Annotated in this window: 25 protein-coding genes; 7 read left to right on the top strand and 18 right to left on the bottom strand. The window is 62.9% G+C overall.

Going from position 1 to position 26,087, the window contains the following annotated elements; translation table 11 throughout:
• Positions 1 to 2 precede the first annotated feature (2 nt).
• The 3 genes from VDQ28_RS10805 to ilvC all read right to left on the bottom strand — a co-directional run bounded on the left by VDQ28_RS10805 (position 3) and on the right by ilvC (position 2,521).
• Positions 3 to 557: a hypothetical protein gene (locus tag VDQ28_RS10805; RefSeq protein WP_323035943.1), complete on the bottom strand. Its 555-nt coding sequence runs from the start codon at positions 555 to 557 to the stop codon at positions 3 to 5.
• A 130-nt stretch (positions 558 to 687) separates the two neighbouring features.
• Positions 688 to 1,281: an NYN domain-containing protein gene (locus tag VDQ28_RS10800; protein ID WP_323035942.1), complete on the bottom strand. Its 594-nt coding sequence runs from the start codon at positions 1,279 to 1,281 to the stop codon at positions 688 to 690.
• 217 nt (positions 1,282 to 1,498) lie between these two features.
• The gene (gene ilvC, locus VDQ28_RS10795) at positions 1,499 to 2,521 is read right to left on the bottom strand and encodes a ketol-acid reductoisomerase (RefSeq protein ID WP_323035941.1); all 1,023 of its coding nucleotides are present in this window, start codon (positions 2,519 to 2,521) and stop codon (positions 1,499 to 1,501) included.
• A 130-nt stretch (positions 2,522 to 2,651) separates the two neighbouring features.
• On the opposite strand from ilvC, the gene VDQ28_RS10790 reads away from it, so the two are divergent.
• From VDQ28_RS10790 to VDQ28_RS10775, 4 genes are all read left to right on the top strand, one after another.
• Entirely contained in the window at positions 2,652 to 3,110 is a 459-nt protein-coding gene (locus VDQ28_RS10790) for an Lrp/AsnC family transcriptional regulator (protein WP_323035940.1), read from the top strand.
• Positions 3,111 to 3,171: 61 nt separating this feature from the next.
• Positions 3,172 to 3,627 (top strand): Lrp/AsnC family transcriptional regulator, encoded by a 456-nt coding sequence (locus tag VDQ28_RS10785; RefSeq protein WP_323035939.1) that lies wholly within the window; start codon positions 3,172 to 3,174, stop codon positions 3,625 to 3,627.
• Between the two features lie 95 nt (positions 3,628 to 3,722).
• Positions 3,723 to 4,757, top strand: a complete 1,035-nt coding sequence (locus VDQ28_RS10780) for an Atu2307/SP_0267 family LLM class monooxygenase (RefSeq protein WP_323035938.1) — start codon at positions 3,723 to 3,725, stop codon at positions 4,755 to 4,757.
• 59 nt (positions 4,758 to 4,816) lie between these two features.
• Entirely contained in the window at positions 4,817 to 5,791 is a 975-nt protein-coding gene (locus VDQ28_RS10775) for a quinone oxidoreductase (RefSeq protein WP_323035937.1), read from the top strand.
• An 87-nt stretch (positions 5,792 to 5,878) separates the two neighbouring features.
• Here the strand turns inward: VDQ28_RS10775 and VDQ28_RS10770 are convergent, their stop codons facing one another.
• The 3 genes from VDQ28_RS10770 to VDQ28_RS10760 form a co-directional block, all read right to left on the bottom strand.
• Positions 5,879 to 7,252, bottom strand: coding sequence for an L-serine ammonia-lyase (locus tag VDQ28_RS10770; protein ID WP_323035936.1), 1,374 nt, complete (start codon positions 7,250 to 7,252; stop codon positions 5,879 to 5,881).
• 133 nt (positions 7,253 to 7,385) lie between these two features.
• Entirely contained in the window at positions 7,386 to 8,285 is a 900-nt protein-coding gene (locus tag VDQ28_RS10765; protein ID WP_323035935.1) for a 3-hydroxyacyl-CoA dehydrogenase NAD-binding domain-containing protein, read from the bottom strand.
• Positions 8,286 to 8,382: 97 nt separating this feature from the next.
• On the bottom strand, positions 8,383 to 9,447 hold the full coding sequence (locus VDQ28_RS10760; RefSeq protein WP_323035934.1) for a tellurite resistance/C4-dicarboxylate transporter family protein: 1,065 nt from the start codon (positions 9,445 to 9,447) through the stop codon (positions 8,383 to 8,385).
• Between the two features lie 401 nt (positions 9,448 to 9,848).
• On the opposite strand from VDQ28_RS10760, the gene VDQ28_RS10755 reads away from it, so the two are divergent.
• Both VDQ28_RS10755 and VDQ28_RS10750 read left to right on the top strand, forming a co-directional pair.
• Positions 9,849 to 11,384, top strand: coding sequence for a YjjI family glycine radical enzyme (locus VDQ28_RS10755; RefSeq protein ID WP_323035933.1), 1,536 nt, complete (start codon positions 9,849 to 9,851; stop codon positions 11,382 to 11,384).
• Positions 11,356 to 12,222 (top strand): YjjW family glycine radical enzyme activase, encoded by an 867-nt coding sequence (locus VDQ28_RS10750; RefSeq protein WP_323035932.1) that lies wholly within the window; start codon positions 11,356 to 11,358, stop codon positions 12,220 to 12,222. Before VDQ28_RS10755 ends, VDQ28_RS10750 begins: the two co-directional genes overlap by 29 nt.
• A 26-nt stretch (positions 12,223 to 12,248) precedes the next feature.
• On the opposite strand, the gene VDQ28_RS10745 is transcribed toward VDQ28_RS10750, so the two are convergent.
• From VDQ28_RS10745 to VDQ28_RS10690, 12 genes are all read right to left on the bottom strand, one after another.
• Entirely contained in the window at positions 12,249 to 13,208 is a 960-nt protein-coding gene (locus VDQ28_RS10745; protein ID WP_323035931.1) for an oligopeptide/dipeptide ABC transporter ATP-binding protein, read from the bottom strand.
• Positions 13,205 to 14,200 carry an ABC transporter ATP-binding protein gene (locus tag VDQ28_RS10740; RefSeq protein ID WP_323035930.1) on the bottom strand — a complete coding sequence of 332 codons (996 nt, stop codon included), beginning with the start codon at positions 14,198 to 14,200 and terminating at the stop codon, positions 13,205 to 13,207. Before VDQ28_RS10740 ends, VDQ28_RS10745 begins: the two co-directional genes overlap by 4 nt.
• Positions 14,197 to 15,048 (bottom strand): ABC transporter permease, encoded by an 852-nt coding sequence (locus VDQ28_RS10735; protein WP_323035929.1) that lies wholly within the window; start codon positions 15,046 to 15,048, stop codon positions 14,197 to 14,199. The genes VDQ28_RS10740 and VDQ28_RS10735 overlap by 4 nt, the downstream gene beginning before the upstream one ends.
• The gene (locus VDQ28_RS10730) at positions 15,045 to 16,028 is read right to left on the bottom strand and encodes an ABC transporter permease (RefSeq protein WP_323035928.1); all 984 of its coding nucleotides are present in this window, start codon (positions 16,026 to 16,028) and stop codon (positions 15,045 to 15,047) included. The genes VDQ28_RS10735 and VDQ28_RS10730 overlap by 4 nt, the downstream gene beginning before the upstream one ends.
• 50 nt (positions 16,029 to 16,078) lie before the next feature.
• Positions 16,079 to 17,203, bottom strand: a complete 1,125-nt coding sequence (locus VDQ28_RS10725; RefSeq protein ID WP_323035927.1) for an ABC transporter substrate-binding protein — start codon at positions 17,201 to 17,203, stop codon at positions 16,079 to 16,081.
• Positions 17,148 to 17,699, bottom strand: a complete 552-nt coding sequence (locus tag VDQ28_RS10720) for an ABC transporter substrate-binding protein (protein ID WP_323035926.1) — start codon at positions 17,697 to 17,699, stop codon at positions 17,148 to 17,150. The genes VDQ28_RS10725 and VDQ28_RS10720 overlap by 56 nt, the downstream gene beginning before the upstream one ends.
• Positions 17,700 to 18,042: 343 nt before the next feature.
• Positions 18,043 to 19,386 (bottom strand): amidase, encoded by a 1,344-nt coding sequence (locus VDQ28_RS10715; protein WP_323035925.1) that lies wholly within the window; start codon positions 19,384 to 19,386, stop codon positions 18,043 to 18,045.
• Entirely contained in the window at positions 19,365 to 20,294 is a 930-nt protein-coding gene (locus VDQ28_RS10710; RefSeq protein ID WP_323035924.1) for a polysaccharide deacetylase family protein, read from the bottom strand. The genes VDQ28_RS10715 and VDQ28_RS10710 overlap by 22 nt, the downstream gene beginning before the upstream one ends.
• Entirely contained in the window at positions 20,291 to 21,220 is a 930-nt protein-coding gene (locus VDQ28_RS10705; protein WP_323035923.1) for a polysaccharide deacetylase family protein, read from the bottom strand. The genes VDQ28_RS10710 and VDQ28_RS10705 overlap by 4 nt, the downstream gene beginning before the upstream one ends.
• Positions 21,217 to 21,885, bottom strand: a complete 669-nt coding sequence (locus VDQ28_RS10700; protein ID WP_323035922.1) for an isochorismatase family protein — start codon at positions 21,883 to 21,885, stop codon at positions 21,217 to 21,219. Before VDQ28_RS10700 ends, VDQ28_RS10705 begins: the two co-directional genes overlap by 4 nt.
• Positions 21,882 to 22,637 (bottom strand): VOC family protein, encoded by a 756-nt coding sequence (locus tag VDQ28_RS10695; RefSeq protein WP_323035921.1) that lies wholly within the window; start codon positions 22,635 to 22,637, stop codon positions 21,882 to 21,884. Before VDQ28_RS10695 ends, VDQ28_RS10700 begins: the two co-directional genes overlap by 4 nt.
• An 11-nt stretch (positions 22,638 to 22,648) precedes the next feature.
• Positions 22,649 to 24,928: a molybdopterin-dependent oxidoreductase gene (locus VDQ28_RS10690; RefSeq protein ID WP_323035920.1), complete on the bottom strand. Its 2,280-nt coding sequence runs from the start codon at positions 24,926 to 24,928 to the stop codon at positions 22,649 to 22,651.
• A gap of 204 nt (positions 24,929 to 25,132) precedes the next feature.
• On the opposite strand from VDQ28_RS10690, the gene VDQ28_RS10685 reads away from it, so the two are divergent.
• On the top strand, positions 25,133 to 26,077 hold the full coding sequence (locus VDQ28_RS10685) for a LysR substrate-binding domain-containing protein (RefSeq protein WP_323035919.1): 945 nt from the start codon (positions 25,133 to 25,135) through the stop codon (positions 26,075 to 26,077).
• The last annotated feature ends 10 nt before the right edge of the window (positions 26,078 to 26,087 follow it).

The raw sequence follows: 26,087 nt of genomic DNA, 5'->3' as shown, positions 1-26,087 counted from the left end.
CTTCAAAACGCAGGCTGCGCGCTCAACAGGACCAGCATACGCCCGTCATCGCCGAGCCGGATCGCCCCAATCGCCGGCCCCTGCCCTCGCAGCGGGCTCACGGCCCGCAAAGCGGACGGCAAATCCCAGCTGTAATCCTGCGCCCCGACCGTCACGCGCACCCCGGCATAGGGCGACGCATCGGCAACCCGGCCAACCAGAACGCCGCCGATCATCTCGACCTGCCCAAGCGGCACGGCGCGGCTCCAGCGGACCCGGAACGGCGTGCGAAACACCGAGCCGATGACGGGGCTTGCCGCCGAAAAATCCAGCCGATCTTCTTGAAATGTCGGAATCATCTGGGTCCATTGCAGGCCAAGCGCTTGCGCACCTGACGCGATCTGGAACCCGGTCAGGGTCTGAAATCGCCCATTGGCCAGCCGCACCCTGAGCGCCTGTGGCGTGCCTTGCGGCATCGCATCGCCTTGCGCGAACTTGGCGTCCGCCTGCGCGACCCGGCCTATCCCGACACCTGCCATAACGGCACCAAACCCTGCGGTGAATGCTCTGCGATCCATTGTTGGCCCCCTGAAAACGCGTCACGCGCCGCGACCCTGCACGTTTCGGCGATTCTAGCAGGTCTGGACACGCTTGGCGACGACACCCGCATCAGGGTTGCGTGATGACCCTGCGACCAAGCCGCACGGGTCAGTTGAGCGTCAAACTCACCAAGCCACGGGCAACTTGCCCCTGCACCAGAACGCCGGGCGACGTCAGATAGGGATAAGTGTCTGACCAATCGCGGAACCGATCATTGGTGACCACGCGCGCCCGCATTTTCTGGGCGCTTTGCAAGATCAGCGGGTCGGCCGGGGTGCCGCGCGGCGCAAGATTGATTCGATCGGATTGCAGGCCAATCGGGCGCGCCAGATCCCTGGGCCCCAGATAGCGCCCATGCGTGAGATACCCGGCATTCGCATCAAACCAGACCGTCGGCGCAAACCCCTGCCGCTTGAGATCCTGCACGACCAGTTTCACCGTTGCCAGATCTGGCTTGCCGCCTGCCCAATGCATGACATTCGACCCATCAACCAACACCGGCCGCGCCGAGCGGCCAGGGCGCTCGGGCCGAACCGATTCCGATGGCTCCTCGCGCAGTGCCGCCAAGAGCAGCAGCAGGAACGCCGCCGTCGCCGACAAAAGGCCGCCGTACAGCGCAATTTCGCCCAGCGGGCTGCCGAGGATAAACACCGCGACAACCACAGCAAGCGAGAGCGAGAAAAGGATCAAAGGTGTTTTCATCCCTCTGGTGTGCTCCCGATATGCGGCGAAACATAGGATGCATTTCGGCGCAAATATGGCATCGTTAACTTTTGTTAACCTTTGTTGACATGACCGCGGACCTGACAAGCGCTGGGCAACGCCCCGCCAAACAGCACGCAAAAAGGCGCGCAGCCTTGCAAAGCCACGCGCCTGATTGTTCAGTGGCACGGATGCCACCCAAGCGAGGACAAGCGCCTTAGTTGCGCGCTTTATTCACCATCTTGCCGGCCGAGATCCACGGCATCATCGCGCGCAGCTTCTCGCCGACCTGCTCGATCTGGTGCTCGTCGTTGATGCGACGCGTCGCCTTGAAGAACGGCTGACCGACCGCGTTCTCCTGCATGAAATCACGCACGAATTTGCCGGTCTGAATATCGGTCAGAACCTCTTTCATGCGCGCCTTGGTTTCGGCATAGGGCAGAATCCGCGGGCCGGACACATATTCCCCATACTCGGCGGTGTTCGAGATCGAGTAGTTCATGTTGGCAATGCCGCCCTCATAGATCAGGTCGACGATCAGCTTCACCTCGTGCAGACACTCGAAATAGGCCATTTCCGGCTCGTAGCCTGCCTCGACCAGCGTCTCGAATCCCATGCGGATCAGCTCAACCAAGCCGCCACACAGCACCGCCTGCTCACCGAACAGGTCAGTCTCGCATTCCTGCCGGAAATTGGTCTCGATGATGCCCGAACGCCCGCCACCAATGGCCGAGCAATAGGACAGACCCAGCTCCATCGCCTTGCCGGTCGCGTCCTGATGCACCGCCACCAGACAGGGCACGCCGCCGCCCTTGGTGTATTCGCCGCGCACCGTGTGACCCGGGCCCTTGGGGGCCATCATGATGACATCGACGCCGGGCTTTGGCTCGATCAGGCCGAAATGCACGTTCAACCCGTGGGCAAAGGCAATCGCCGCACCTTCACGCAGGTTGTCATGCACGTATTTCTTGTAGGTTTCCGCCTGCAACTCATCCGGCATGGTCAGCATGATCAGGTCGCACCAGGCCGCCGCTTCGGCGATGCCCATGACCTTCAGACCCTCTTTTTCGCATTTCGCCGCGGTGGCCGAGCCTTCACGCAGCGCCACGACGACATTCTTCGCGCCCGAGTCGCGCAGGTTCAGCGCGTGTGCGTGGCCTTGGCTGCCGTAACCCAGAATGGCGACTTTCTTGTCTTTGATCAGGTTGATATCGCAATCGCGATCATAATAAACGCGCATGTGGCGGTCCTTTCAGAATGATGATGAGCGCATCATAGGCATATCCCCTCAAAAACCATTGCAAAACCCTATGGGATTCCGCCATTCTACAGGGTATTCATGCGTGAAATAGCAAAAAACCGGGGCTTTCATGTCCGTTGATGACACCGACCGCCGCATCCTGCGCCACCTGCAGGCCGACCCTGCGCAATCCATGGCCGCCCTCGCCCGCCGCGCCACCGTGACCGAGGCCACCGCCTCGCGCCGCCTGGAACGCCTGCGCGCCCGCGGCATCCTGCGCGGCCAACAAGCGGTGATCGACTGGCGCAAGCTGGGCTGGGAGGTCGAGGTCTCCTTGCGCGTCACGCTGGACAAAACCAACCCCCACGCCTTCGATGAATTCACCGCCGCCGCGCGCCTTGTCCCTGAAGTCATCGAAATCCAGTCCTTTCTGGGCCGCGTCGACATGCGCCTGCAGGTCATCGCCCGCGACATGGCCCATTATCAGCAAATCTACCGCAGCCGCATCCTGACCCTGCCCCATATCGCCGATATCGAAGCCCTGATGCATATCGCCGACATCAAACGCGGCGAGGCTTTGCCCCTCTGACCCGCTTGCGATTTCATCTTGCCAAAAATACTCAAAAAACACTGACCGCAAGGCACCCCGCATGATCGACCTCGATGACACCGACCGCATGATCCTGCGCGCCCTGACCACCGACGCCACCCTCAGCGCCGGGGCCCTGGGTCGCCAACTCGGCCTCAGCCAGCCCGCCACCTGGCGACGCCTGAAGCGCCTCACCGACTCGGGTGCGCTGGCCAGGCGACGGCTGGTGCTGGACCGCGCCGCGCTGGGGTTTGGCGTCACGGTGTTTCTCGGTGTCACGCTGGGCATCAAGGGCCGCGTGTCACTCGAAGATTTCGAGCGCGCCGTCTGCGCCATCCCCGAGGTGCAGACCGTGCAGCATGTGCTGGGCCTCTATGATTACCGCCTGCGCGTCGTCGCCCGCGACCTGTCGGATTTCGAGCGCGTCCTGCGCCGCCGCATCATGACCCTGCCCGGCGTCGGCCAGGTGGACGCCAACGTCCTGCTCAGCGAAGAACGCCGCCCCGGACCGATTTGATCCACTGTGCTTTGGCGCACATTGCTCCTGCACGTCAGCCCTTTACCTGCGCGCGCCCTGCGCCTAGCTCAGACAGGAACAACAGGAGGCCCCCCATGCCCGATATTTCGCTTGGCATCGACTCATTCGGCGACGTCACCCTCGGCTCTGACGGCCACCTCAAACCGATGGATCACGTCTTGCGCGACGTGGTCGAGCAGGCGGTTCTGGCCGATCAACTGGGCCTCGATTTCATCGGCCTGGGCGAACATCACCGCGACGATTTCGCCCTAGCCGCGCCGGAAATGGTGCTGGCCACCATCGCCGGGCGCACCAGCCGCATCAAACTGGGCACGGCGGTGACGATCCTGTCCACCAACGACCCGGTGCGCGTCTTTCAGCAATTCTCAACGCTGAACGCCCTGTCGCGCGGCCGCGCCGAGCCGATCCTGGGCCGCGGGTCATTTACCGAGAGTTATGGCCTGTTTGGCTATGATCTGCGCGACTACGACCAATTGTTCGAGGAAAAGCTGGACCTGTTCGCACAATTGCTGCGCGGTGGCCCGGTGACGTGGCAGGGCCAGACCCGCGCGCCGTTGCAAGAGGAGATCATTCACCCACAGTTGGGCCGCCCGATGACCACCTGGGTCGGCGTCGGCGGCAGCCCCGAATCGGTGGTTCGCGTGGCGCGCCATGATCTGCAACTGATGCTGGCGATCATCGGCGGCGATCCGATGCGCTTTCGGCCCTATGTCGATCTCTATCACCGCACGGTTGCGCAACTGGGCCAGCAAACCCGGCCCATCGGCGTGCATTCCGCAGGCTTCGTGGCCGCCACCGACCAGCAGGCGCTCGAGGCGGTCTGGCCCCATTACCAAACCATGTTTGCCCGGATCGGCGCGGAACGCGGCTGGCCAGCGCCGACCAAAGACCGCTTTCTGGCCGAAGTGGCGCAAGGCTCGCTCTATGTCGGATCGCCCGAAACCGTCGCCCACAAGATCACCCGCACCATTCGCGGCCTCGGCATTCAGCGCTTTGATCTGAAATACGCCACCGGCCCGATGCCCCACGCGCAACTCATGGACGGGTTGCAGCTTTATGGCGAACAAGTCGTGCCGATGGTGCGCGATCTGCTGGCGCGGTCTGCATAATCGACCTTGGCACGCGCGCCCCAACCCGTCATCCTGACCGCAAACAGGGAGTCCGACACATGGCAAAAACCATCATCATCAACGAACACGGCGGTGCCGAGGTACTGACCCTCACCGATCGCGCGGTCGGCGAGCCCGGCCCCGGCGAGATCCGCATCCGTCATGCGGCGGTCGGCCTGAACTTTATTGATTGCTATCAACGCTCTGGCCTGTACCCCATGCAACTGCCTGCGGCCTTGGGCATGGAGGCCTCGGGCGTCATCGAGGCGGTCGGCGCGGGCGTGACCCATCTGAAACCCGGCGACCGCGCCGCCTATGCCGCCCAACCCCCGGGTGCCTATTGCGAGGCCCGCGTGATGCCCGCAGCCCAGGTCTGCCCGCTGCCGGACGGCATCTCCTTTGAGGAAGGCGCGGCGATGATGCTCAAGGGCATGACCGTGGAATACCTGTTCCACCGCACCTTTCCGCTGACATCCGGCGACACGGTGCTGTTTCACGCCGCCGCCGGAGGGGTCGGGTTGATCGCCTGCCAATGGGCGCGCTCCGAGGGGATCAGCCTGATCGCCACCGCCGGATCGGAGGACAAATGCCGGATGGCGCTGGAGCACGGCGCGGCCCATGCGATCAACTACACCACCGAAGATTTCGCCGCCCGCGTGCGCGAGATCACCGGCGGGCGCGGTGTCGATGCGGTGATGGATTCGGTCGGGGCCTCGACATTCGAGGGCTCGCTGAATTCCCTGCGCCCCTTGGGCATGCTGATGTCCTTTGGCAACGCTTCGGGCCCCGTGCCGCCGTTCAATCTGGGTATTCTGGGACCAAAGGGTTCGTTGCAGATCACAAGGCCCACCTTGTTCACCCATATCGCCGATCATGCGACCTGTCAGGCGATGGCAAAACACCTGTTCGACAAGGTGCTGGCGGGCGATGTGACCATCCGCATTGGCCAGACTTTTCCACTGGAGCAGGTGCAAGACGCGCATCGCGCGCTGGAAGCCCGCAAGACGACGGGATCGACGATCCTGACGGTCTGATGTTCGAATTCTGGGGGGGCTTTGCCCCCCTCTTCGGCTACGCCGAATTCACCCCCCAGAGTATTTTCGGCAAGATGATGTCGGGAGTCAACAATTGGGGATGTTGACGGCCAGCCCGCCGAGCGCGGTTTCCTTGTATTTTTCGCTCATATCCATGCCGGTCTGGCGCATGGCTTCGATGCAATTGTCGAGCGGCATGAAATGCTCACCATCGCCGCGCAGCGCCAGCGACGCGGCGGAGACGGCCTTGATCGCGCCGAGGCCGTTGCGCTCGATGCAGGGGACTTGCACCAGACCTTTGACCGGATCGCAGGTCATGCCAAGGTGGTGCTCCAGCGCGATTTCGGCGGCGTTCTCGATGTGCTCAGGGCTTCCGCCCAGCACCGCGCAGAGGCCCGCGGCGGCCATGGCGGCGGCGCTGCCGACCTCGGCCTGACAACCGGATTCCGCGCCGGAGATGCTGGCGTTGTGTTTGATCAACCCGCCGATGGCGGCGGCGGTCAGCAGGAAATCCTCGACCTTGTCGATGCTGGAGCCGGGCACATGGTCAAGGTAGTAGCGGATCACGGCCGGGATCACGCCCGCCGCGCCATTGGTGGGAGCCGTCACCACCTGCCCGCCAGCCGCGTTTTCCTCGTTGGCGGCCATGGCGTAGGTGATCATCCAGTCGTTGATCACATGCGGCGCGGTCAGGTTCAGGCCGCGTTCGGCCAGCAGCGCCTCGTGGATGGCCTTGGCGCGGCGTTTGACCTTGAGCCCGCCGGGTAGCGTGCCGTCGGTGGTCAAGCCGCGCTCGATGCAGGCGTTCATCACCGACCAGATCCGCTGGGTGCCTGATTTCAGCGCCACGCCGTCGCGCACCACCAGTTCATTGGCGCGTTTCATGGCGGCGATGCTCAGACCAGAGTCGCGGGCCATGGCGAGCATTTGCGCCGCTGATTGGAACGGATAGGGGATTTTGGGGGCGTTGACGCCGGCCTCGCCGGCTTTGTGCTCGGCGTCGGTGACGACGAAGCCGCCGCCGATGGAGTAATAGGTTTCCTGCGCGATGATGTCGCCCTGCGCATCGGTGGCCATCAGGATCATGCCGTTGGCATGGCCGGGCAAGGCGGGGCCGTAGTCGAAGATCAGGTCCTTGGCGGGGGCAAAGTGCAGGGTCGGCAGATCGGGCGGGGTGACAGTGCCGGTGGCATGGATCGCGGCCAGCACAGTTTCAGCGCGGGCGGCGTCGTAGCTTTCGGGCACGAACCCCGCCAGTCCGAGGATCACCGCGCGGTCGGTGGCGTGGCCGACGCCGGTAAAGGCCAGCGAGCCATGCAGCGAGGCGCGCAGCCCGTGCGCCTTGAACGGCAGGCCGCGCAGCAGGTCAAGAAAGCGCGCGGCGGCGACCATCGGCCCCATCGTGTGGCTGGAGGACGGGCCGATCCCGATCTTGAACATATCGAACACAGACAGGAACATGGCACCCTCTTGCGGTTGGTTTTGCTCTATCTAACCCGTTCGTGCCTGCGGAACAGCCCGGCTGCGACACACCGTCCGGGTTTTCAGACCTTTGTGCCTTATGTTTACACTGGGCCGGCGTTCTGGCGGGCTTTCAAGGCGGCGATGAGGGCGGCGTCGCGGGCGGCCGCCAAAGAGGGAATATCGCGGCCGCCGCCTCTTGCGTGATGCCGTCGATCAGGGCCTGACAGACCTCAGGCGTCAATGTCGGGGTTCCCAAGCTGGCCCAGCGGCGTTGCTGGCTGGGGCCGAGGTGGGTCAGGTAGCCCGCCATGCCCCCGGCGCCACCGCCCAGATGATAGGCCATATGCGCGCCCATCACCGACCAGCGCAGGCCGGGGCCATTGACCAACGCCGCGTCAACCGCATCGACATCGGCGATCCCCTCGGCAACGATATGCACCGCCTCGCGCCACAGGGCCGAGGCGAGGCGGTTGGCGATATGCCCGGTGGCGTCGGTGTTCAGCCGCACCGGCACGCGACCGGCGGCCCGATAAAACGTCTCGGCACGGTCGAGCCGCGCAGGATCGGGGCCATAAAGCTCAACCAGAGGCACCAGATGGGGCGGGTTGAACGGGTGCGCGGTGATCAGCCGCCGGGGGTTCTTGAAACCGGGGGCAAGCTCGGACCAGGTCAGCGCCGAGGTGGAGGAGGCGACGATCGCATCCGGGGGCGCGAGGGCTTCCACCTGCGCAAAAAGCGCGTGTTTCTGCGGAATGTTTTCGGGTGCGTTCTCTTGGATCAACATGGCCCCATCAAGGGCGTGAGACAGATCATCCGTCACCCGCAAACGCCCGCGCGGGGCGGGATCTGGGGCAAGTTCCGCGAGATGCGCATAGGGTGCCTCACTGCGCGCCTCAAGGGCGGCGCGCGCGGCGTCCTCGGGGTCATAGACGCACACATCCGCGCCGTAATGCGTGAACAGCGCGGCCCATGAAACGCCGATCAACCCTGCGCCCAAGACCGCAATCCGTGTGCCACTGAGGCTTTGCATGATCGCTTTCCAGTTCAAACCTGATCGGGCAGAGTGACCCGGCGGCACGGCGTTTACAAGGGATGCGGCGGGGCAACGACCGACAATCGGGGCACTGTCATTGAGGTCGACGTCGGATCAGCGTCAGCAGGTAGCCAACAAAGGCCAGCCCCCAGGCGCCCAGCGCAACCCAGGAAAACGCGGTCGATACCGTGCCCAGAAAGTGAAATCCCATCGCCTGATCCATTTGATGCGTGGCAACGGCGTACATGCCCAGCGGGAACACCGCTCCCCAATAGAGCGGGTCGTAGCGCAAGGGAAAGCGTTTGTAGATGTGACGCCAGATCCCCAGAATGACCAGCATCGGAATCCACCAGGTTCCGGTCGCCCAGTAGAAGATGGTGAAGCCTTTGATGAACGGCTGAATCGAATGCAGGAACCATGCATCCTGAGCGTTCTGGATCAGAAATGAGCCCGCCAGCGTTGAAATGGCCATCGCCCCCATGTTGATCCAATAGGGAGGTGACAGGTCGCCCGGCGAGAAGGCAAAGAACGTGTAGCGATAAAAGATCAGCGACATCATCCAGATGTAGAGCATCCCGCCCCAGAGCCACATCGACAGGGCAAGAAAATTCAGGTCGAGCCGGTAGGGTTGCTCAAGCCGCGCCGCCAGCAGCGTCGCAAGGACGGCGATCGACTGGGTGGCGACAACGGCCAGCAACCACGCGCCGTTGATCCCCTTGTCCAGTGTCGGTTTCTCGGCCTTGACGGTGAAAATCGTGAAAATCGTATAGGTCAGGCCAAGCCACAAAACCACGGCTGCGCACCAAAAGGCAAAGCCAACCGCGGTCAATTCCAGCAGGATCAGGCATTGGCTGCCCAGAATGCTGGAGGCCGCGACCATGGTGAAAAACCCCGGCCCGCGCAGGTGGTCGGACACATCCGCCAGCATCCGGCGCGGGTGACGCAGCAGTCGCAACAGCGTCAGCCACCACAGGACCAGATAGGCAAGCCCGGCAACCCCGAACAAGGCCCATGCCACAATCGGCAGACCAATCTGGTTCGCAGCAAGCGACACAATCCCCGTCGCCATGACCATGCCGAAATATGCCGGCGACAAGCCGTCTACGTCCGGGTGGAGCAGCCGCGAAACGAGGGGCGGCGTGGTTGTTTTCGTGGTCATCACCTGACTCCGTCCCTGCGCATCGCCACCCGTAATTCCTCACGCACGCCGATCAACATAACCTGACCCGCCGGACCCGCGACACCCCGTGTTCCGGCTCCAAAAACAGGTCCGCCCTTTGGCATTCAGAAGTATAAAGACCAAGGCGTCAGGCACCGTCGCGAGGCCTGCAAGACCAGGCATCACCCCGAAACGGCCAGATCCCGCGATGCCGACGCAAGTTCGGAGCAAAATAACAGTCCACACCCAGAAGTGACTTGATGTGAATCAAGTCCGCGGCTCTCATTTTATCGTACCTTGTCGGCAACGCCGCGGTGCGAGGATCAGATGTGCGCCTTTGTCTAGCGGCAGTTGAGCACAGAGGTCACGCCCGCCCTCACCCGCTTTTGAAAGGTCTCGCCATGCCTTGTGATCCGGAAATCCTGCGCCGTATCGTCAACAATCCAACGCTGAGCGCGGCACAAAAGGCCCGGGCTCTGTCGCTGGAGGCGGAAAACTCGCTGCCCTATCCGTCGCTGGACGCAGACACGCAGGCGGCCTTGGATGACCGCGTGATCTGCGACATGTATGAAGGCCACGCGCCCTACAAACCGCGCTATGTGTTGCCGGATTATGCCGTCGTACTGACGCGCGGCAGTGACTGGCTGGAATTGCCGGCGCCGAAAACACTGGATGAGGCGATCAACACCCTGATGATCGCCTATCATCATGTGCCGTCGGTTACCGGAATGCCGGTGTTCATCGGCCAACTCGATGACTTGCTGCTGCCGTTTTGCGAGGGCGTGTCCGATGATTCGCTCTATCGGCAGATCAAACTGTTCTGGCGCTATATCGACCGGGTGCTGCCCGATGCGTTCCTCCATGCCAATATCGGCCCCTCTGACAACCGCGTGGCGCGCACCATTCTGCGCGTCGATGCCGAGCTGGGCCAGATCGCGCCGAACCTGACGTTCCGCTATGATCCGGCGATCAGCAGCGACGCGATCCTGGCGCAGGCGGTCAGCAATATCACCAAATGCTCCAAGCCGCATATCGCCAACCATCCGCTGCATGCCGAGGTGTTTGACGCGCGCGGCTATGGCATTGTCAGTTGTTACAATGCACTGCCGATGGCGGGCGGGGCCTCGACCTTGACGCGGGTCAATCTGCTGGAAGTCGCCAAGCGGTCGCGGGATGCGGATGATTTTCTGAACACGGTCCTGCCGCGCTATGTAGCGTTGAATTTCCGGCTCACGCAGGCGCGGGTTGACTATCTGTTTGATCAATCCGGCTTCTTCGAGAGCTTTCTGGTCAGCGAAGGCTGGCTTGAGCGTGACCGTTTCACCGCCATGTTCGGCATTTTCGCCATGGCCGAGGCGGTCGAGCATTTGATGGTCAAAGCCGGAAGCTCGGCGCGCTATGGGCATGATGCCGAGGCCAACAAGCTGGGCTATGCGATCTCGGCCAAACTGGCGCAGTTGGTCGCGGCGCAGCCGATGCACAATGTCTGGCGTGGCCGGGCGATGCTGCATTCTCAGGCCGGGCTGTCGTCGGATACCGGGCTGACGCCGGGGGTGCGGATTGCCTACGGCTCTGAACCCGACCCGGTCAGCCATGTGCAAGCCCTGGCGCCGCATCATCAATATTATGCCTCGGGGATTTCCGAGATCCTGACGCTGGACGAAACCGTCAAGGCCAATCCGGCGGCGGTGCTCGATCTGTGCAAGGGGGCCTTCGCCTGTGGCCTGCGTGAATTCACCGCCAATGTCGGTGGCAATGATCTGGTGCGGGTGACGGGCTACATGATCCGGCTGTCGGATGTGGCGCGGTTCAACGCTGACAAGGGCGCGCGCACCAACACCACGGCGCTGGGGGCCGAAGCGGCGGATCTGACCGCGATATTGGCGCGCAAACCGAGGGTGATGGCCAATGAGCTTGCCGCTGGCGCGGATCAGTAAGGTCCTGACGTTTTCTTGTGTGGACGGCCCCGGCAATCGCCTGGTGCTGTTCGTGCAAGGGTGCAACTTTGAATGCCCGGGATGCCACAACCCGCACACTATCGGCGTCTGCAACGATTGCGGCGACTGCGTTCCGGCCTGCCCGCAAGACGCCTTGTCGCTGGTGGACGGGCGCATCGTTTTTGACCCGACATTCTGCGACCATTGCGATGAATGTTTGCGGGTCTGCCCGATCAGCGCCAACCCCATGGTGCAACATCTGACGGTCGAGGACGTGCTGGCATTGATCCGCAGCAACCTCGCGTTCTTGTCCGGGATCACCGTTTCGGGTGGTGAGGCGACATTGCAGCTGAAATTCGTGATCACGCTGTTCCGCGCGATCAAATCCAGCCCGGATCTGGCAAAACTGACCTGTTTTGTCGATACAAACGGCTATCTTGGAACCTACGCCCTGGCGCGCCTGTTGCCCGTCACCGACGGCATCATGATGGATATCAAGGCGTTCGCCGACACGCGGCATCGGGCACTGACAGGGCGCGGCAACGACAAGGTTCTGGCCTCGATCCGCATGGCGCAGGCCGCGGGCAAGCTCTACGAGTTGCGGTTTCTGATGGTGCCGGGCATGAATGATCAGGACGACGAGATCGAGGCGTTGATCGGACTGGTGCAGGAATTGGGCGCGGACCTGCGGGTCAAACTGAATGCGTTCCAGCATCACGGCGTCAAAGGCAAAGCGCGCGACTGGCCGAAAATGACTCGGGACGGGATCGAGGCCACAGCCGCGCGGCTCCGCGATGCCGGGCTATCGCAGGTGGTGACGCCGACGGTCTATCTGTAAGATCCGTGGCGCCGCCGCGTGTCGGTTCAAATCTTCGTCGCGGCAAATTCTTCGGCGAAATGACACGCAACCTCCAGCCCGCCCCCCATATCGCGCAGCGCCGGGACTTCGGCGGCGCAGCGATCACGGGCCGCGGGGCAGCGAGTTCGGAACGCACAGCCCGAGGGCGGGTTGACCGGGCTTGGCACGTCGCCTTCCAGCAGAACCGCCTCGTCTTGCAGGGCCTCGTCGCCGGGGATCGCCGCCACAAGCGCACGCGTGTACGGATGAACGCGCCGATGCCAGACCTCCTCGGCGGGGCCGATCTCGACGATGCGCCCCAGATACATGACCGCAATGCGATGCGAGACATAGCGCACCACCGACAGGTCATGGCTGATGAACAAATAGGTCAGGTCCAGTTCTTTTTGCAGGTCGATGAACAGATTGAGAACCTGTGCCTGTACCGAAACGTCCAGCGCGGACACTGCCTCGTCACAGACCAACAGCGCCGGGTTGAGCGCCAGCGCCCGGGCAATGCTGACCCGCTGGCGCTGTCCACCCGACAATTCATGGGGAAACCGGGGGAGGTGATAGTCCGAGAGGCCCACTTTCTGCGCCAGTTCCTGCACCTTGGCCTTGCGCTCGGCGGCGGTTCCCAGACCGTGAACGCGCAGCGGCTCCTCGATGATGCGCCCGACCAACAGGCGCGGATTGAGCGCGCCACTGGGATCCTGGAACACCATTTGCACGGCTTGCGCCCGCGCGATCCGGTTGGCGCGCCCCTTGCCCGGGGTCACGCCCGCGACCTCAAGCTGGCCACCCGTCGGCGCGTTGATGCCAACGACACACATCGCCAAGGTAGACTTGCCGCATCCCGATTCACCGACCAGCCCCAAGGTCTCGCCCTTGTTGATCGTCAGGGAAATTCCGTCGACGGCCCGTAATTGTCCGCGCGCCGTGTTGTGATAAAGCTTCAGATCCGTCGTGCGCAAAACATGGGTCATGACAGTGAGCTTTCGGGCATGGGGGCGGGCATGGGGTGAAGGCATCTCAGGGCATGGCTACCCTCGCCCGCCACCAGTGGGGGCCGCGCGGCGAGGCAATCATCCTGAACATTGCGACACCGCGGCGCGAACACGCAGCCCTTTGGCCGTGCATCATGCGCTGGAACCGACCCGGAAATCTCGGCCAGTTTTTGCTGATCGACAGAGTAGCTGCCGGACGGGCGTGCGGCGATCAGACCAACCGTATAGGGGTGACGCGGCGCGCCGAGGACTTCGGCGACGGTGCCTGTTTCGACGACAGACCCGGCGTACATCACCACGATCCGATCCGCGACCTGGCGCACCACGCCAAGGTCATGGGTGATCAACAGCAGGCCCAGATTGGCCTTGCGTTGCAACTGTTTGATCAGGCGCAAGACCTGCGCCTGGACCGTGACATCCAGCGCGGTCGTCGGCTCGTCGGCGATCAGCAGCGCCGGATCGCAGGCCAGCGCCATCGCAATCACCACCCGTTGACGCATCCCGCCGGACATGCGGTGCGGATATTCATGGAACCGGGCGGCCGGGTCCGGGATCCGCACGAGGGCGAGCAATTCAACGGCGCGCGCGGCGGCGTCACGGCGCGACATATCGCGATGCGTGCGCAACACTTCGACCAGCTGCGCGCCGACCGTCATCACCGGGTTCAAGGCGGTCAGGGGCTCTTGATAGATCATCGCCATCCGGTCACCGCGCAATGTGCGCAAACGTTCGGCGGACATCGAGGTCAGATCCTCGCCCTCCAGTTCAATGGTGCCGCCCGTGACGCGCAGGTTTCCGGACAACAGGCGCATGATCGCCAAGGCCGTCAGCGACTTGCCACAGCCGGATTCGCCGACCAGACCAACGGTTTCGCCCGCCGCGATGGAAAAGCTCAGGTCTTCGACGATGGGCATGGACCGCCCGACAGAGACCTGCAGGCCCTGGACTTGCAGCAACGCGGGCGCCGTCATGAGCTACGCTCCTTGAGCCGGGGATTGAGCACATCGTTCAGCGCGTCGCCGATCAGGTTCAGCGCCAGAACGGTCAGCACCAGAGCGACGGCAGGAAAGACGGTCATGTACCAACCAGAACGCAACTCTGGACGACCGACGCTCAGGATCGTGCCCCAGCTCATCACGTTGGGGTCACCAAGGCCCAGAAAGGCAAGGCTGGCCTCGGTGATGATCGCCGTGGCCACCAGAACCGACGACGAGACAATGATCGGCGCAAGGCAATTGGGCAGGATCTGGGCAAAGATGATCCGCAGATCCGACATGCCGATGATCTTGCAGCTCTGCACGAAATCATAGGTGCGCAGTCGCAGGAAATCGGCGCGCACCAGACGCGCGATCATCGGCCACGAGACAACCGCGATGGCGATGATGATGGTCGACAGCGACGCGCCGATCACCCCGACGATTGCGATTGCCGCCAGAAACGACGGGATGGTTTGCATGGCGTCGGTCAGGCGCATCAAAACGTCGTCGACCCAGCCGCCGTAATAGCCCGCGATAGCGCCCACCAGCGTGCCGATGATCAGCGACACCAAGGCCGCCGAGGCACCAACCGCCAGCGACACGCGCGCGCCATAGAACAGCGCCGCCACCATGTCGCGGCCCAGCGCATCCGTGCCCAGCGGAAAATCCGGGTCGACCCCCGGCCACATCCGCGGTGCGCCGCCAAGGACCCAAGGCCCGTCCGGAAAAATCAGCCCGGCGCTGGCCGACATCACGACAACCAGCCCGATGATCAGCAACCCGACCATGCCGCTGGGGTGCCGCACCAATCGCGAGAAAACAGAGAGTTCAGACGTCGTCACTTGATTTCCACTCTCGGGTCAAGGACCATATACAGCAGGTCAATGATGAAATTGACGACAACCACGCTGAGCGAGCTGACAAACAGCACCCCCAGCAACAGATTGGTGTCGCGCTGGAAAACCGCATCGAACGCGGTCCGCCCCATGCCGTTCAGGCCAAAGATCGTCTCGATCAGCACCGCGCCACCGACCAGCGCACTGACCTGAAGCCCGGCCATCGTAACCAGTGGCAACAAGGCGTTGCGCAGGGCGTGGACATAGATCACCCGCCGCTCGGTCAGGCCCTTGCCGCGCGCCGTGCGAATGTAGTCAAGGGTCAGCACCTCGAGCATCGCGGCCCGGCCAATCCGGCCATAAATCGCGATAAAGAAGGTGCAGAGCGCGGTGACCGGCATCGCCAGATGCCAGGCGACATCGCGCACATAGTCCCAACCGCTATAGCCTGACGCAATGGTCGCAAAGCCTGCGATTGGAAAGACATTCATCTTGACCGAGAAAATCAGGATCAGGATCATCGCGATGATGAAAGAGGGCGTGGCGTAAAACACCAGCATCAGGACCGAAATCCCAAGATCGACGGGTTTGCCCGCAAATCGCGCCGCCAAAACCCCCAGCAGCGTGCCCAGCACCATTGAAATCGACACCGATGTCACCACCAGTATCGCGGTCACCGGCCAGCGTTTGATCAGAACATCCAGCACCGGCGCATTGTTGAAGGGCGAAAAGCCCAGATCCAACGTGGCCAGCCGCGTGATGTAGTAGAACAGTTGCACGGGCACCGGCTGGTCCAGGCCATAGCGTGTGCGCAGACTGGCCATTTGCTCGGCGGTCAGATCAGAGGTGCCCGCCAGGGTATCGACAAAGTCGCCCGGCGCCATCTTGATCAGGAAAAAGCTGCCAATCACGACCAGCAGCATCACCAGGACCGCTTGGCTCAACCGCCGCAAAACATAGCGCAATGCGGCGCGGGACGGGACCAAACGAGGCCCCGTCCGCTGTTTTCGCTCCGGCAAAGGGGACGCCGGGTTGGTCATGCATCAATCCACAAGCGAGAGAAGCCGCTCAGAACACCCAGGGCATCGACGGTGTGATCATGCACCTTCACATTGGCGATATTCGCACCGGCGATATTGGTGATCGGCATCACCGGCAAGTCGCGCATCACGATCCGCTGGAATTCGGCGTATTGCTCACGCCGTGCCTCGGCATTGGTCTCGATTTGCGCGGCTTCCAGCAGGGCGTCCACTTCGGGGTTCATGTAATGCGCCCCGTTGGTAAAGGCAGATCCCGGCAGATAGCTTTGCGACCAATAGAAGCGCTGCGTGCCGATGGTCGGGTCAACGCCAAGGTTCACGGTATACAGCACCAGGTCATGCGCGCGGTCGGTCCAGACGGTGGTCACAAACACGCCGAAGTCCTGCGTACGGACCGTGACATCAATCCCGACCTGACGCAGTTGCTCGCGCACATAGGCGGCCGCGGTGATCGATTCCGTGCCCCAAGGCGAGGGGTCCAGCATCAGCGAGAAACGCATCCCATCCGCGCCGCGCGGGTGCCCGGCTTCGTCCAGCAGCGCATTCGCGCGGTCCAGATCATACGGATATTCAGGCACGCCCTCGGTGGTGTAGTATTCGCGCTGATCGACATGCAGTGGCGTTTTGCCCGCCGTGCCCAGACCGTACCAGACGTTCTGCGTGATCCACTCGGGGTCGATCGCATGCGCAATCGCGTGGCGCACTGTCACATTGGCCAGGATCGGGTTGTCGAGGTTGAAATCCATCTGCTGGGCGCTTGGCATCGCCTCGAAACCGCGGGTATCCATCTCGAAATCGGGCAGTGCATTCAGCCGGACGATTTCCTGCGCCGGAATCATGTTCAGGAATACGGCATCGGCCTGACCGGACTCGAGCATCGCGGCGCGGGTTGCGGCATCGGGGACGAACTGGATCACGATCTGGTCAAGCAGCGGGAAGCCCGTGTCCCAGTAATCGGGGTTCTTTTCCATCACGATATACGAGCCGACTTCATACTCGGCCAGCTTGAACGGCCCGGTGCCAACCGGGTTGGTATTGGCCGGGTTCGCCTGAATATCGGTGCCCTCATAGATATGGGCGGGCAGGATCGGGCTTTCGCGGCTGTCGAGGGCGCGCATCATCGCCGGGTTCTGCCCGCTCCAGCACGAAAATTGCGGTCAGCGGATCGGGGGTTTCGACATCCAGCAAGCCGCCAAAGGTTGTGCGTCCGCGACCGTGCATCACCTTGAGCACCTGCAGGAAGGTAAACGCCACGTCATGCGAGGTGAAGTCAGCGCCGTCATGCCATTTCACGCCTTCGCGCAGATTGAAGGTCACGCGCTTGCCGTCCTCGGACATCTCCCAGGAGGTTGCCAGCGATGGCTTTGGAACCATGCCAAAGTCATAGCCCAGCAACCCGTCGAAGAATTTCGGACCAATGAAGGTTTCGGGGCCGGCGGTCGAGATCGCCGAGTTCAGGATGCTGGGCGCGGGCCATGCCGGCGTGCGCAGCGTGCCGCCGGCGCGTGGCTCTTGCGCCAATGCGCGGCCCGGCATGGCAACAAGCGGCAGCGCCGTGCTGGCGGCCAGACCAGCGAGGAATGAGCGTCGTCCGACGTTGAAGAATTTCTGGATCATAACCGACCTCCGGTTGGATCGCGCGCCTTGCGCGAGTGAGCATTGACAGTGCCTTAACGTTGACGCGCCACGGGTTTTGCGCCGCACGCCAGTACCGAGAGACCAGACCCAACGCCTCCAGCTATCGCTTCGGAACGTCGACACAGGAAGAACCCGTCACCTGATCTCGAATTAATGTCCGACATAGTAGGCATGGAAAACCTTCTTCAGTCAATGATATTTCGACAGATACTGACCAATTATGCCTATTTTTGTTGCCATTTCCACAAAAGCGCCTCGGAACTCGCCCTAGAGGCATACTGGCATATGTCGGACACTTATAGCGTTCTGCGGGCCATAAGTGTCAGCCCATCCGAGCGCCTTCCAGCGCCGCACCGATTCGCCCGGCGACAGCAATCAGACGTCGATCCGTGAACCGTGGGCCGGTCAGCGTGACGCCGATCGGCAAGCCATCTTTCGCGACCAGTCCGGGGATGTTGACGCAAGGCATATGCAACAAGGTCCAGATGCGATTGAAGGTCGCCGCGCCGGTGTTATCCGGGCCAAGTGGGGCGGTGCCCGCCGTGCTTGGCGTCAGGACCGCATCGAAGGGTGCGGCCAATTCATCAAACACAGCGCGGCACTGCGCCGCCAAATTCTGCGCCGCCACCAGATCCTTGCGCGTCTGTGCGGCATCATTGCGCAAGATGCCGACCAGTTCAGGATAGAGCGCATCGCCAAAGCGGCGCTGCTCGGGCAGGAAAGCGCTGCGCATCTCGCTTTGCATGATCATCTTGTGCGCATCGGGCAGCCCGTCAAAGGCAGCGGGCATTTCAAGGTCACTCACCTGCGCCCCGGCAGCCCTGAGTTCGGCGATGGTGGTGGTCATCGCCTCAAGGGTCGCGTTTTCGGCCTGCGGCCAGGCAGGCGTGCGGCACACCGCGATGCGCAGCCCCGCGAGGCTCTCGATCATCGGTGCGGCATCATCGTGAAGACCAAAAACATCGGCCAACAGATCGAGATCGTCGGCCGTACGTCCGTACCAACCCAGCGTGTCAAAACTGGCGGCGCAAACCTTGAAGCCCTCATGCGAAACCGCGTTCCACGTTGGCTTGATCGCCCAGACCCCGCAATAAGACGCCGGGCGAATGACCGAGCCACCGGTCTGCGTGCCAATTGACAGCGGCACCTGACCATCCGCCACCGCCGCCGCGGAGCCGCTGGACGAGCCCCCCGGTGTGCGGCTGGGATCATGCGGATTTCGGGTGGCCGCGCGCTTTCCGTTCACGGCAAACTCCACCGTGTCGTTCTTGCCCAGGATCAGCGCCCCGGCATCCCGCAGCAGCGCCACGCAGGCCGCGTCAATGTTCGGGAAATGGCCCTGAAAATGCGGCGAGTTGAACTGCGTCGGCATGTCCTTGGTGAACAGGATATCCTTGATCCCCACCGGCACCCCGTGCAGCGGGCCGCGCTGGTTCATGGGTACGGCGTCGGCCGCATCAGCGAGCGCAAGCGCGCGGTCGGGGTCAAACCAAGACCACGCCCGCACCACGTCATCACGCGCCGCGATCCGGTCGATAACCGCCTGAACCAGATCGCGCGCGGTGATCTGGCCGCGTGCGATCTGCCGCGCGGCCTCGGACGCGGACAGCCAGTTCAGCCCCTGCCCTGACCCCGGAACCGCCATCAGCCTTGCATCTCCAACCATGCCCGGCGCAGGTCGTCACCGGTTGCCGCCCCGACGCCCTCGGTCTTGGTGAACCGGGTCAGCAGGCGATCCAACGCCCTGATCCGGCTGGGTTGCGCGATGATCCACGGCGACAGCGACAGCGACAGCACCCGCGCGCCGCGCTCCTGGCTTTCGGCCAAAAGCGCATCAAAGGCCGCGTTGATCTGCCATTCGTAATCGGTGATCGGCATGTTCTGGGTGAACAGGATCTTGTGATCCGACAGGTCCCAGGACAGCGGCATCTGCGTGACCTCGCCCGCCGCGGTACGGAAGGCATAGGGCATGTCGTCGTTGATCCAGTCGGCCAGATACTTGCCACCCTGCGCCGCCACCAAATCAGGCGTATCCGCCGATTGCGAATGCGCGGGCGAATGCCAGCCGGTCACGTCCTGCCCTGTCAGTTTGCGCAGGGTGCCAAAGGACTCGGCCACCAAGGCTTCCTCGGTCGCGCGATCCAGATCGCCATGATGCAGCTTGCCCATATCGACACCCGCCGCCGCGATCTCCCACTTCCGGCGCAGGATTTCCTGCACCAGATAGGGATAGCGCGCCGCAACTGCGGAATTCATCGCCGCCGTGGCGCGAATGCTGTGTTTGTCGAGCACCTTGAACAGCCGGAACGCGCCGACCCGGTTGCCGTAATCGCGGGTCGAATAGTCCCAGACGCTGGGATAGGGCCGGTCCATGCCGCCGGGCGCGACAAAGGGTTTGGCGGGCATGTCCATCGGGAAGTGCTCGAAATGCACGGTCACCCAGATCTTCAGGCGCTGACCATCGGGCCAATTCGCCTTTGGCAGATCCCGCAGATAACGGCGGTCGAACCGGTCGTGATCCAAGCCCTTGCCGCGCTGTGGATAGTCGAAATAGTCCTTGGTAATCACGCTCATGCCACCACCTCAGCGTTGAAGGGCTTCATCCAGTCGGTGAACTGGTCATAATGATTGGCCTCGAAATGCGCCGCAATCTCGCGGCCCGTCGCCAGCCACACATCGTCATGTTTGGTGACATAGGCCAGCGCCTCGTCCAGGATCGACAGCCGGTGCGGTTGGCCGATCAGATAGGGGTGCAGCGGAATGCACATCACGGTGCCGCTGTCGGCGCCTTCCTCGTAAAGCTGATCGAAATGATCCTTGATGATCTGCAGATAGTTGCGCGGCGAGATGTTCTTGAAGTTCAGCACCGGCACGTCGTTGCATTCCATCATGTAGGGCACACTGACCAGCCGGTTGCTGGACCGAGTCCGCACCGGCATCGGCTGGTCGTCATGGAACAGGTCCAGCGTGTATTTGATGCCTTCCTCGGCCAGCAAATCCTGCGTGGTCTCGCCGTTGGAAATGGCCGGCGAGAGCCAGCCGTCCAGCGATTGCCCCGACGCGCGCAGGATCGTTTCGCGGCAGTCGCGGATGATCTCGCGCTGCTGGTCCTCGGTCATGTTGTAGAGATAGCGGGTATTGTAGACGCCGTGGCTGAACAGCTCCCATTCCAGTTCGCAGCAGCGTTCGATGATCTCGGGGAAATGGTCGCAGACCGCGACGTTCAGCGAAACAGAGCCGCGCACGCCGTATTTCGCCATCACATCGGCCATGCGGTGAAAGCCGACGCGGTTGCCATAATCGCGCATGGAATAGTTGATCACGTCGGGCTCGGGCCGATACCAGACGGTGCGGGTCGGGCTGGGCGGCGGTGCGAGTTCGTAAAACTCGATGTTCGGCGCGACCCAGAACGCGACGCGCGCGCCACCGGGCCAGGTGATCTTGGGCCGGTTCTGATACGGCGCGTAGTCATAGCTTTTCGGATCGGACAGACGGGTCATGCGGTTCCCCTTTTGGACAGTTCGGCCAGCACGTCATCAACGGGCTTCACGTCGCCGTATTTGAAGGCAATGTCATAGAGGCTGGCGTAATGCGCCGATTCCTCGCGGTCGGTGACGGTTTCCTCGGGCACGATCACCCGGTAGCCGTGGGACATCGCGTCCACAACCGTGCCGCGTACGCAGCCCGAGGTCGCGCCCCCGGTCACGATCAGCGTGTCGATGTGGTGCCAGATGAGATAGGATAGCAGATGCGTCTCGAAAAAGGCCGAGGCCATGCGCTTGTGCAATTTCAGATCGCTGTCTTTGACCACCACACGCGGGTCGATTTCGGCCTGCGGCGAGTCGTGGCCGACCTTGTGGATCGACATCGGATTGTCGGACAGCTTGCTCCACCAGCCCGCATCGACGCCCGAGGGCAGATAGGCGACATAGGTCCAGATCACCGGCATCCCGTTGGCGCGCACCGCCGTGGCCAGCGCGTTGATCGCCTCGAACTGGCGCGGGTGGCCGGCATAGGCCGAGGGGAAGCTCTCCGTATCGGTGTAACGGCGCTGCACATCAACGTTGAGCAAGGCCACGCGATCACCCATGCCGCGCGGCGGCACGCGGGGCGCGGCTTGCCATTCGTGATAGATCTGCCGGGCGGTCTTGTCTGTGGTGATCATGCCTGCCCCTCGCTGAATACCATTGGCGCGTTATGCGCGAGGGTCAGATCCAGCGCCTGCCCCGCCGCGCCGCCCTTGAGCGTGACGCTGACGATCCCACCGCCGGGGCGGCCATTCGGTGCCGCCTCCAGTGTCAGGATTTCAACGAATTCGGCACCGAAATGCACGCGAATGGCATGCGGGGTTGCGACGTCCTTGCCGCCGATCGCCACCAGCGTATCCGCGACGCGGCGCGGGTTGGCGCTGGACACCGTGACGCTGGCGATGCCAGTGGCGCCGTTGGCGTGTGTGGACGGGCCGGGGATACGGTGGCCGCGCCCCTCGACATCCGAGATCAGGAACGGCAGCGCCGCGTCTCCCCCTGCGCCGCGCCCGGTCATCAACAGATCGAGTCCCCATTTCTCGCCGCCCGCCAAGACGTTCGACACCGAAACCGGCCCCCGTGCCGCAAAACCGGCGGAAACCAGCGCGGTTCCGGCAGCCGTGGCGTCAGGCACGACAAAGGAATAATCCGCCCATCCTTCGCCCGCGTCCAGCACGGTGCCCAGACGGTGCCCCTTGCGCCCCTCATCGCTGGTGAACGCGGTCAGCAAGATATACGACCCATCCGCGAACGACACGAATTTGAAGATCGTCGTGCCGTGGCTGGTATCCGCGCGCTCCAGCACGGTGAAGCCCAGCGCCTCAAAGTCTCGCGCGGCGGCGTCAAGGTCGTTTACCAGCAGAACGAAATGGTCAAAGGCAATGCTCACGGGTGAATCCTTCAAAGTGGGTTTGCGGTGAAAACGGGCGGCTGGTTGACGCGCAGGTCGGGCAGACGCCCGTCAAAACGTTCGACCTGCACCAGACAGGATTGCGCGGCACACCCCTGGCCCAGATCCGAGGTGCCGATATCGCGGGTCAACACGTTGGGATTGCTGCCGCGATCCGTCTGGCCATCGGGATCGTAGGTCGAGCCGGTCGGCAGCAATGCCACGCCCGGCACCACGGCGTCATCCAGCTTTGCAACCGCGAAACACGCGCCTCGGCTGTTGAAAACGCGTACGGGTTGGCCGTCGGTGATGCCGCGTTCGGCGGCGTCGTCAGGGTGCAGGGTCAGCCGTTCGCGGCCGTGTATCTTTCCCGCTTGCACAAACGTGGAACTGTCCATCTGGCCATGCAGCTTGCGGTCCGGTTGCGGCGTCAGCAGGTGCAGCGGCCAGACTTTGGTCTGTGCGGCACCCAGCCATTCTTCGGGGTCCAGCCAGACCGGGTGGCCGAGTTGGCCCAATTCACCCGCCACACCGTTGCTGAAAATCTCGATCTTGCCGGATGGCGTGCCCAACCGATGCGCCAGCGGGTCGGCGCGGTAGTCGGCGAACATCGTGTATTCATCCTGCGGTGTCGGCATCTCGAAATAACCGTCATCCCAGAACTCGTTGAATTCGGGCGGATTGATGCCGCGTTTCGCCAGTCTTGCGCTGATCTCCTGCCAGGCCACTTGCAGCCAGTCTGCCTCGGTCCGGCCCTCGGTAAAGGCGTCACGGTCGCCGAGGCGTTCGGCGAGATCGGCAAAAATCGCATAATCGTTGCGCGCCTCGCCCGCGGGTTCAACCAGCTTATGCATCGCCAGCAGGTAGCGATCGCGCGAGGCCCCGCCGATGTCGTCCCGCTCCAAGGTCACGGTCGCCGGCAACACGATATCAGCGTGGCGCGCAGTGGCGGTCCAATAGCATTCGTTGACGATGACAGTCTCAGGGCGGCGGAACGCCGCGCGCAGCCGGTTCAGGTCTTGGTGATGATGGAACGGATTGCCGCCCGCCCAATACACCAGCTTGATGTCCGGATAGGTGCGGTCCGCACCGTCATAGCGATAGGGCGCGCCGGGGTTCAGCAGCATATCGGCGATGCGGGCCACGGGAATCGCCTGCCCCGTCGCATTCTCGCTGATTGGCAGGCCGAACAACGGCGTGCGGAAATCGGGGTTGCCCATGCCATTCGATGAGCCATAGCCAAAGGCAAACCCGCCACCCGGCAGGCCGATCTGCCCCAGCGCCGCCGCCAAGGCAATCGCGGCCCAATAGGGCTGCTCGCCATGGCGGGCGCGTTGCAGACTCCAGGTCAGGCTGACCATGACCCGCTTGCCGGGCAAGTCCGCCGCCAGATCGCGGATCGCCTGCGCCGGGATGCCGGTGATGTTTTCCGCCCAGTCGGGCGACTTCACCACGCCGTCGCTGCGCCCCATCAGATAGTCGAAATAGCGATCCGCGCCATGCACATAACGGTCCAGAAACGCCTGATCGGCCTGCCCCTCGGCGACGATCTGTTGCGTCAGCGCCATGATCAGCGCCGCGTCGGTATTCGGCCGGATCGGCAGCCATTCGACGCCGTAGCTGTCTTCGACATCCTTGCGCCACGGCGAGATATTGAGCGTGCGAACCCTGTCGGTGACGCCCGACATGAAGGTCTCGAACCGGTGCTCACCGACGCCGCCCGCCTGTATTTCCCAATTCTTGGCCGGGATGCCGCCGAACGCCAGGAACACGTCGCAGTGCTCGCGCACCGTCTCGAGGCTTGTCACCGTTGCGCCAATTGCGTCCTGCACGCCCAGAATGCGGGGCAGGAATGCCATTGCCGCGCCGTAGCTGTAGTTGGTTTCCTGATCGACAAAGCCCCCGATCGACCCGAAGAACCGGCGGATCAACGTGCGCGCATGATGCAACCGCCCGGCGCTGGACCAGCCATAGGACCCGGCAAACAACGCCTGATTGCCATGCGCGGCGCGAATGCGGCCAATCTCGCGGGCGACCAGATCGAGCGCCTCGGGCCAGTCAATTTCAACGTAACTGTCCTGACCGCGACCCGCACCCCTGTCGCCCTCCAGCCACCCTTTGCGGACTGATGGACGCGCCACGCGCAGATCCGTTGTCAGCATTTCCGGCCAAACGTCATTCAGGGGGCTGGGCCTTGGATCATGCTCGAACGGAACAATCCGTTGCACCGCGCCGCCCACGACTTCGGCCCGGAATGCACCCCAGTGCGAGGCATTGAGCGGTCGTTTCATCTGAAATCATCCCACCTGCTGGACCCGAATAGCAGGAACGCTAAAACATAACATTTAACGCGTCAAGATAGTTATTGACGCGCCCAATATTATGTCTGAAGTTATGAGAGCAAACCGGTTTGACCCATCAAGATCGATTCATGACGGGACACAGGCTTTGCTGTATCGAGGCTGCCAAGTGTATTCCGGCAAAGGAAAACAGTGATGAAACGCTTTAATATCAGACAGATAGAGGCATTTCGGGCGGTCATCACGCTGGGCAGCATGACCAAGGCCGCCGAGCTTCTGGGCGTTTCGCAACCCGCCGTCAGCCGACTCATGGCCGATTTCCAGGATGCCGTCGGATTCAAGCTGTTTCGCCGTCAACGGGGCGGCGCGGAACCGACCGAGGACGCGCGCCGCCTGTTTCAGCAGGTCGAAAAACTGTTCACGGGGCTTGAGGAACTGAACCAGGAAGTTCAGGCAATTCGCAGTGTTACCAGCGGTTCGATCTCGATCGCCGCAATGGGCCTCTATGCGAATGGCATGCTGCCCGATGTCATCGCGCGCTTTCGTCAACGGTATCCGGATATCGCGATCAGCCTTGATGGCCGCTCGCAAGACCGCATCGCCGAATGGGTGGGGTCTGGCCGGGCAGATATCGGCGTCGTGACCCTGCCGATTGCGCTGGCGTCGGTCGATGTGCGCCCGTTGATCACCCGCCCCGCCCTTTGTGTTTTCCCGGTGGATCATCCGTTTGCCGGGCGCGAGTTGATCAAGGCGGCGGATCTGGCGGATCAGCCGTTTGTCAGCTTTCCACGCGGCACGCCGTTCCGCTTCGAGATCGACTCACTGTTTGACCGGGCCGGCATCGAGCGCCAGTTACTGACCGAGGCCACGACACACGAAGCGGTGTGCAATCTGGTGGCCGCAGGGTTGGGCGTGTCCATCGTCAGCGCGTTTTCCCCGCATCTGCGCCGCGATCCGGCCTTGGTGTTTCGGCCCTTCCTTCCGGCGATCCCGATCACCATCGGCATGATTGCCGACGAAGCCTGCCTGTCGGTCGCTGCCCGCGCTTTTCATCAGTTCGTCCTTGATGAGGTCGAACGCCTCGACGCGCGACCCAAGGGTCACACCGCCAAACACGACGGCAAGACCGTCCCCCTATGACAACATCAGG

The sequence above is a fragment of the Pararhodobacter sp. genome, from assembly GCF_034676545.1.
Taxonomy (GTDB): domain Bacteria; phylum Pseudomonadota; class Alphaproteobacteria; order Rhodobacterales; family Rhodobacteraceae; genus Pararhodobacter.
Note: the sequence above shows the minus strand (reverse complement) of the source record. Positions and strands in the feature narration are given on the sequence as shown.

Excerpts from the sequence above, each read along its gene's own strand:
- VDQ28_RS10805 (WP_323035943.1), bottom strand. The coding sequence starts at position 557 with ATGGATCGCAGAGCATTCACCGCAGGGTTTGGTGCCGTTATGGCAGGT.
- VDQ28_RS10800 (WP_323035942.1), bottom strand. The coding sequence starts at position 1,281 with ATGAAAACACCTTTGATCCTTTTCTCGCTCTCGCTTGCTGTGGTTGTC.
- ilvC (WP_323035941.1), bottom strand. The coding sequence starts at position 2,521 with ATGCGCGTTTATTATGATCGCGATTGCGATATCAACCTGATCAAAGAC.
- VDQ28_RS10790 (WP_323035940.1), top strand. The coding sequence starts at position 2,652 with ATGTCCGTTGATGACACCGACCGCCGCATCCTGCGCCACCTGCAGGCC.
- VDQ28_RS10785 (WP_323035939.1), top strand. The coding sequence starts at position 3,172 with ATGATCGACCTCGATGACACCGACCGCATGATCCTGCGCGCCCTGACC.
- VDQ28_RS10780 (WP_323035938.1), top strand. The coding sequence starts at position 3,723 with ATGCCCGATATTTCGCTTGGCATCGACTCATTCGGCGACGTCACCCTC.
- VDQ28_RS10775 (WP_323035937.1), top strand. The coding sequence starts at position 4,817 with ATGGCAAAAACCATCATCATCAACGAACACGGCGGTGCCGAGGTACTG.
- VDQ28_RS10770 (WP_323035936.1), bottom strand. The coding sequence starts at position 7,252 with ATGTTCCTGTCTGTGTTCGATATGTTCAAGATCGGGATCGGCCCGTCC.
- VDQ28_RS10765 (WP_323035935.1), bottom strand. The coding sequence starts at position 8,285 with ATGCAAAGCCTCAGTGGCACACGGATTGCGGTCTTGGGCGCAGGGTTG.
- VDQ28_RS10760 (WP_323035934.1), bottom strand. The coding sequence starts at position 9,447 with ATGACCACGAAAACAACCACGCCGCCCCTCGTTTCGCGGCTGCTCCAC.
- VDQ28_RS10755 (WP_323035933.1), top strand. The coding sequence starts at position 9,849 with ATGCCTTGTGATCCGGAAATCCTGCGCCGTATCGTCAACAATCCAACG.
- VDQ28_RS10750 (WP_323035932.1), top strand. The coding sequence starts at position 11,356 with ATGAGCTTGCCGCTGGCGCGGATCAGTAAGGTCCTGACGTTTTCTTGT.
- VDQ28_RS10745 (WP_323035931.1), bottom strand. The coding sequence starts at position 13,208 with ATGACCCATGTTTTGCGCACGACGGATCTGAAGCTTTATCACAACACG.
- VDQ28_RS10740 (WP_323035930.1), bottom strand. The coding sequence starts at position 14,200 with ATGACGGCGCCCGCGTTGCTGCAAGTCCAGGGCCTGCAGGTCTCTGTC.
- VDQ28_RS10725 (WP_323035927.1), bottom strand. The coding sequence starts at position 17,203 with ATGATGCGCGCCCTCGACAGCCGCGAAAGCCCGATCCTGCCCGCCCAT.
- VDQ28_RS10720 (WP_323035926.1), bottom strand. The coding sequence starts at position 17,699 with ATGATCCAGAAATTCTTCAACGTCGGACGACGCTCATTCCTCGCTGGT.
- VDQ28_RS10715 (WP_323035925.1), bottom strand. The coding sequence starts at position 19,386 with ATGGTTGGAGATGCAAGGCTGATGGCGGTTCCGGGGTCAGGGCAGGGG.
- VDQ28_RS10710 (WP_323035924.1), bottom strand. The coding sequence starts at position 20,294 with ATGAGCGTGATTACCAAGGACTATTTCGACTATCCACAGCGCGGCAAG.
- VDQ28_RS10705 (WP_323035923.1), bottom strand. The coding sequence starts at position 21,220 with ATGACCCGTCTGTCCGATCCGAAAAGCTATGACTACGCGCCGTATCAG.
- VDQ28_RS10700 (WP_323035922.1), bottom strand. The coding sequence starts at position 21,885 with ATGATCACCACAGACAAGACCGCCCGGCAGATCTATCACGAATGGCAA.
- VDQ28_RS10690 (WP_323035920.1), bottom strand. The coding sequence starts at position 24,928 with ATGAAACGACCGCTCAATGCCTCGCACTGGGGTGCATTCCGGGCCGAA.
- VDQ28_RS10685 (WP_323035919.1), top strand. The coding sequence starts at position 25,133 with ATGAAACGCTTTAATATCAGACAGATAGAGGCATTTCGGGCGGTCATC.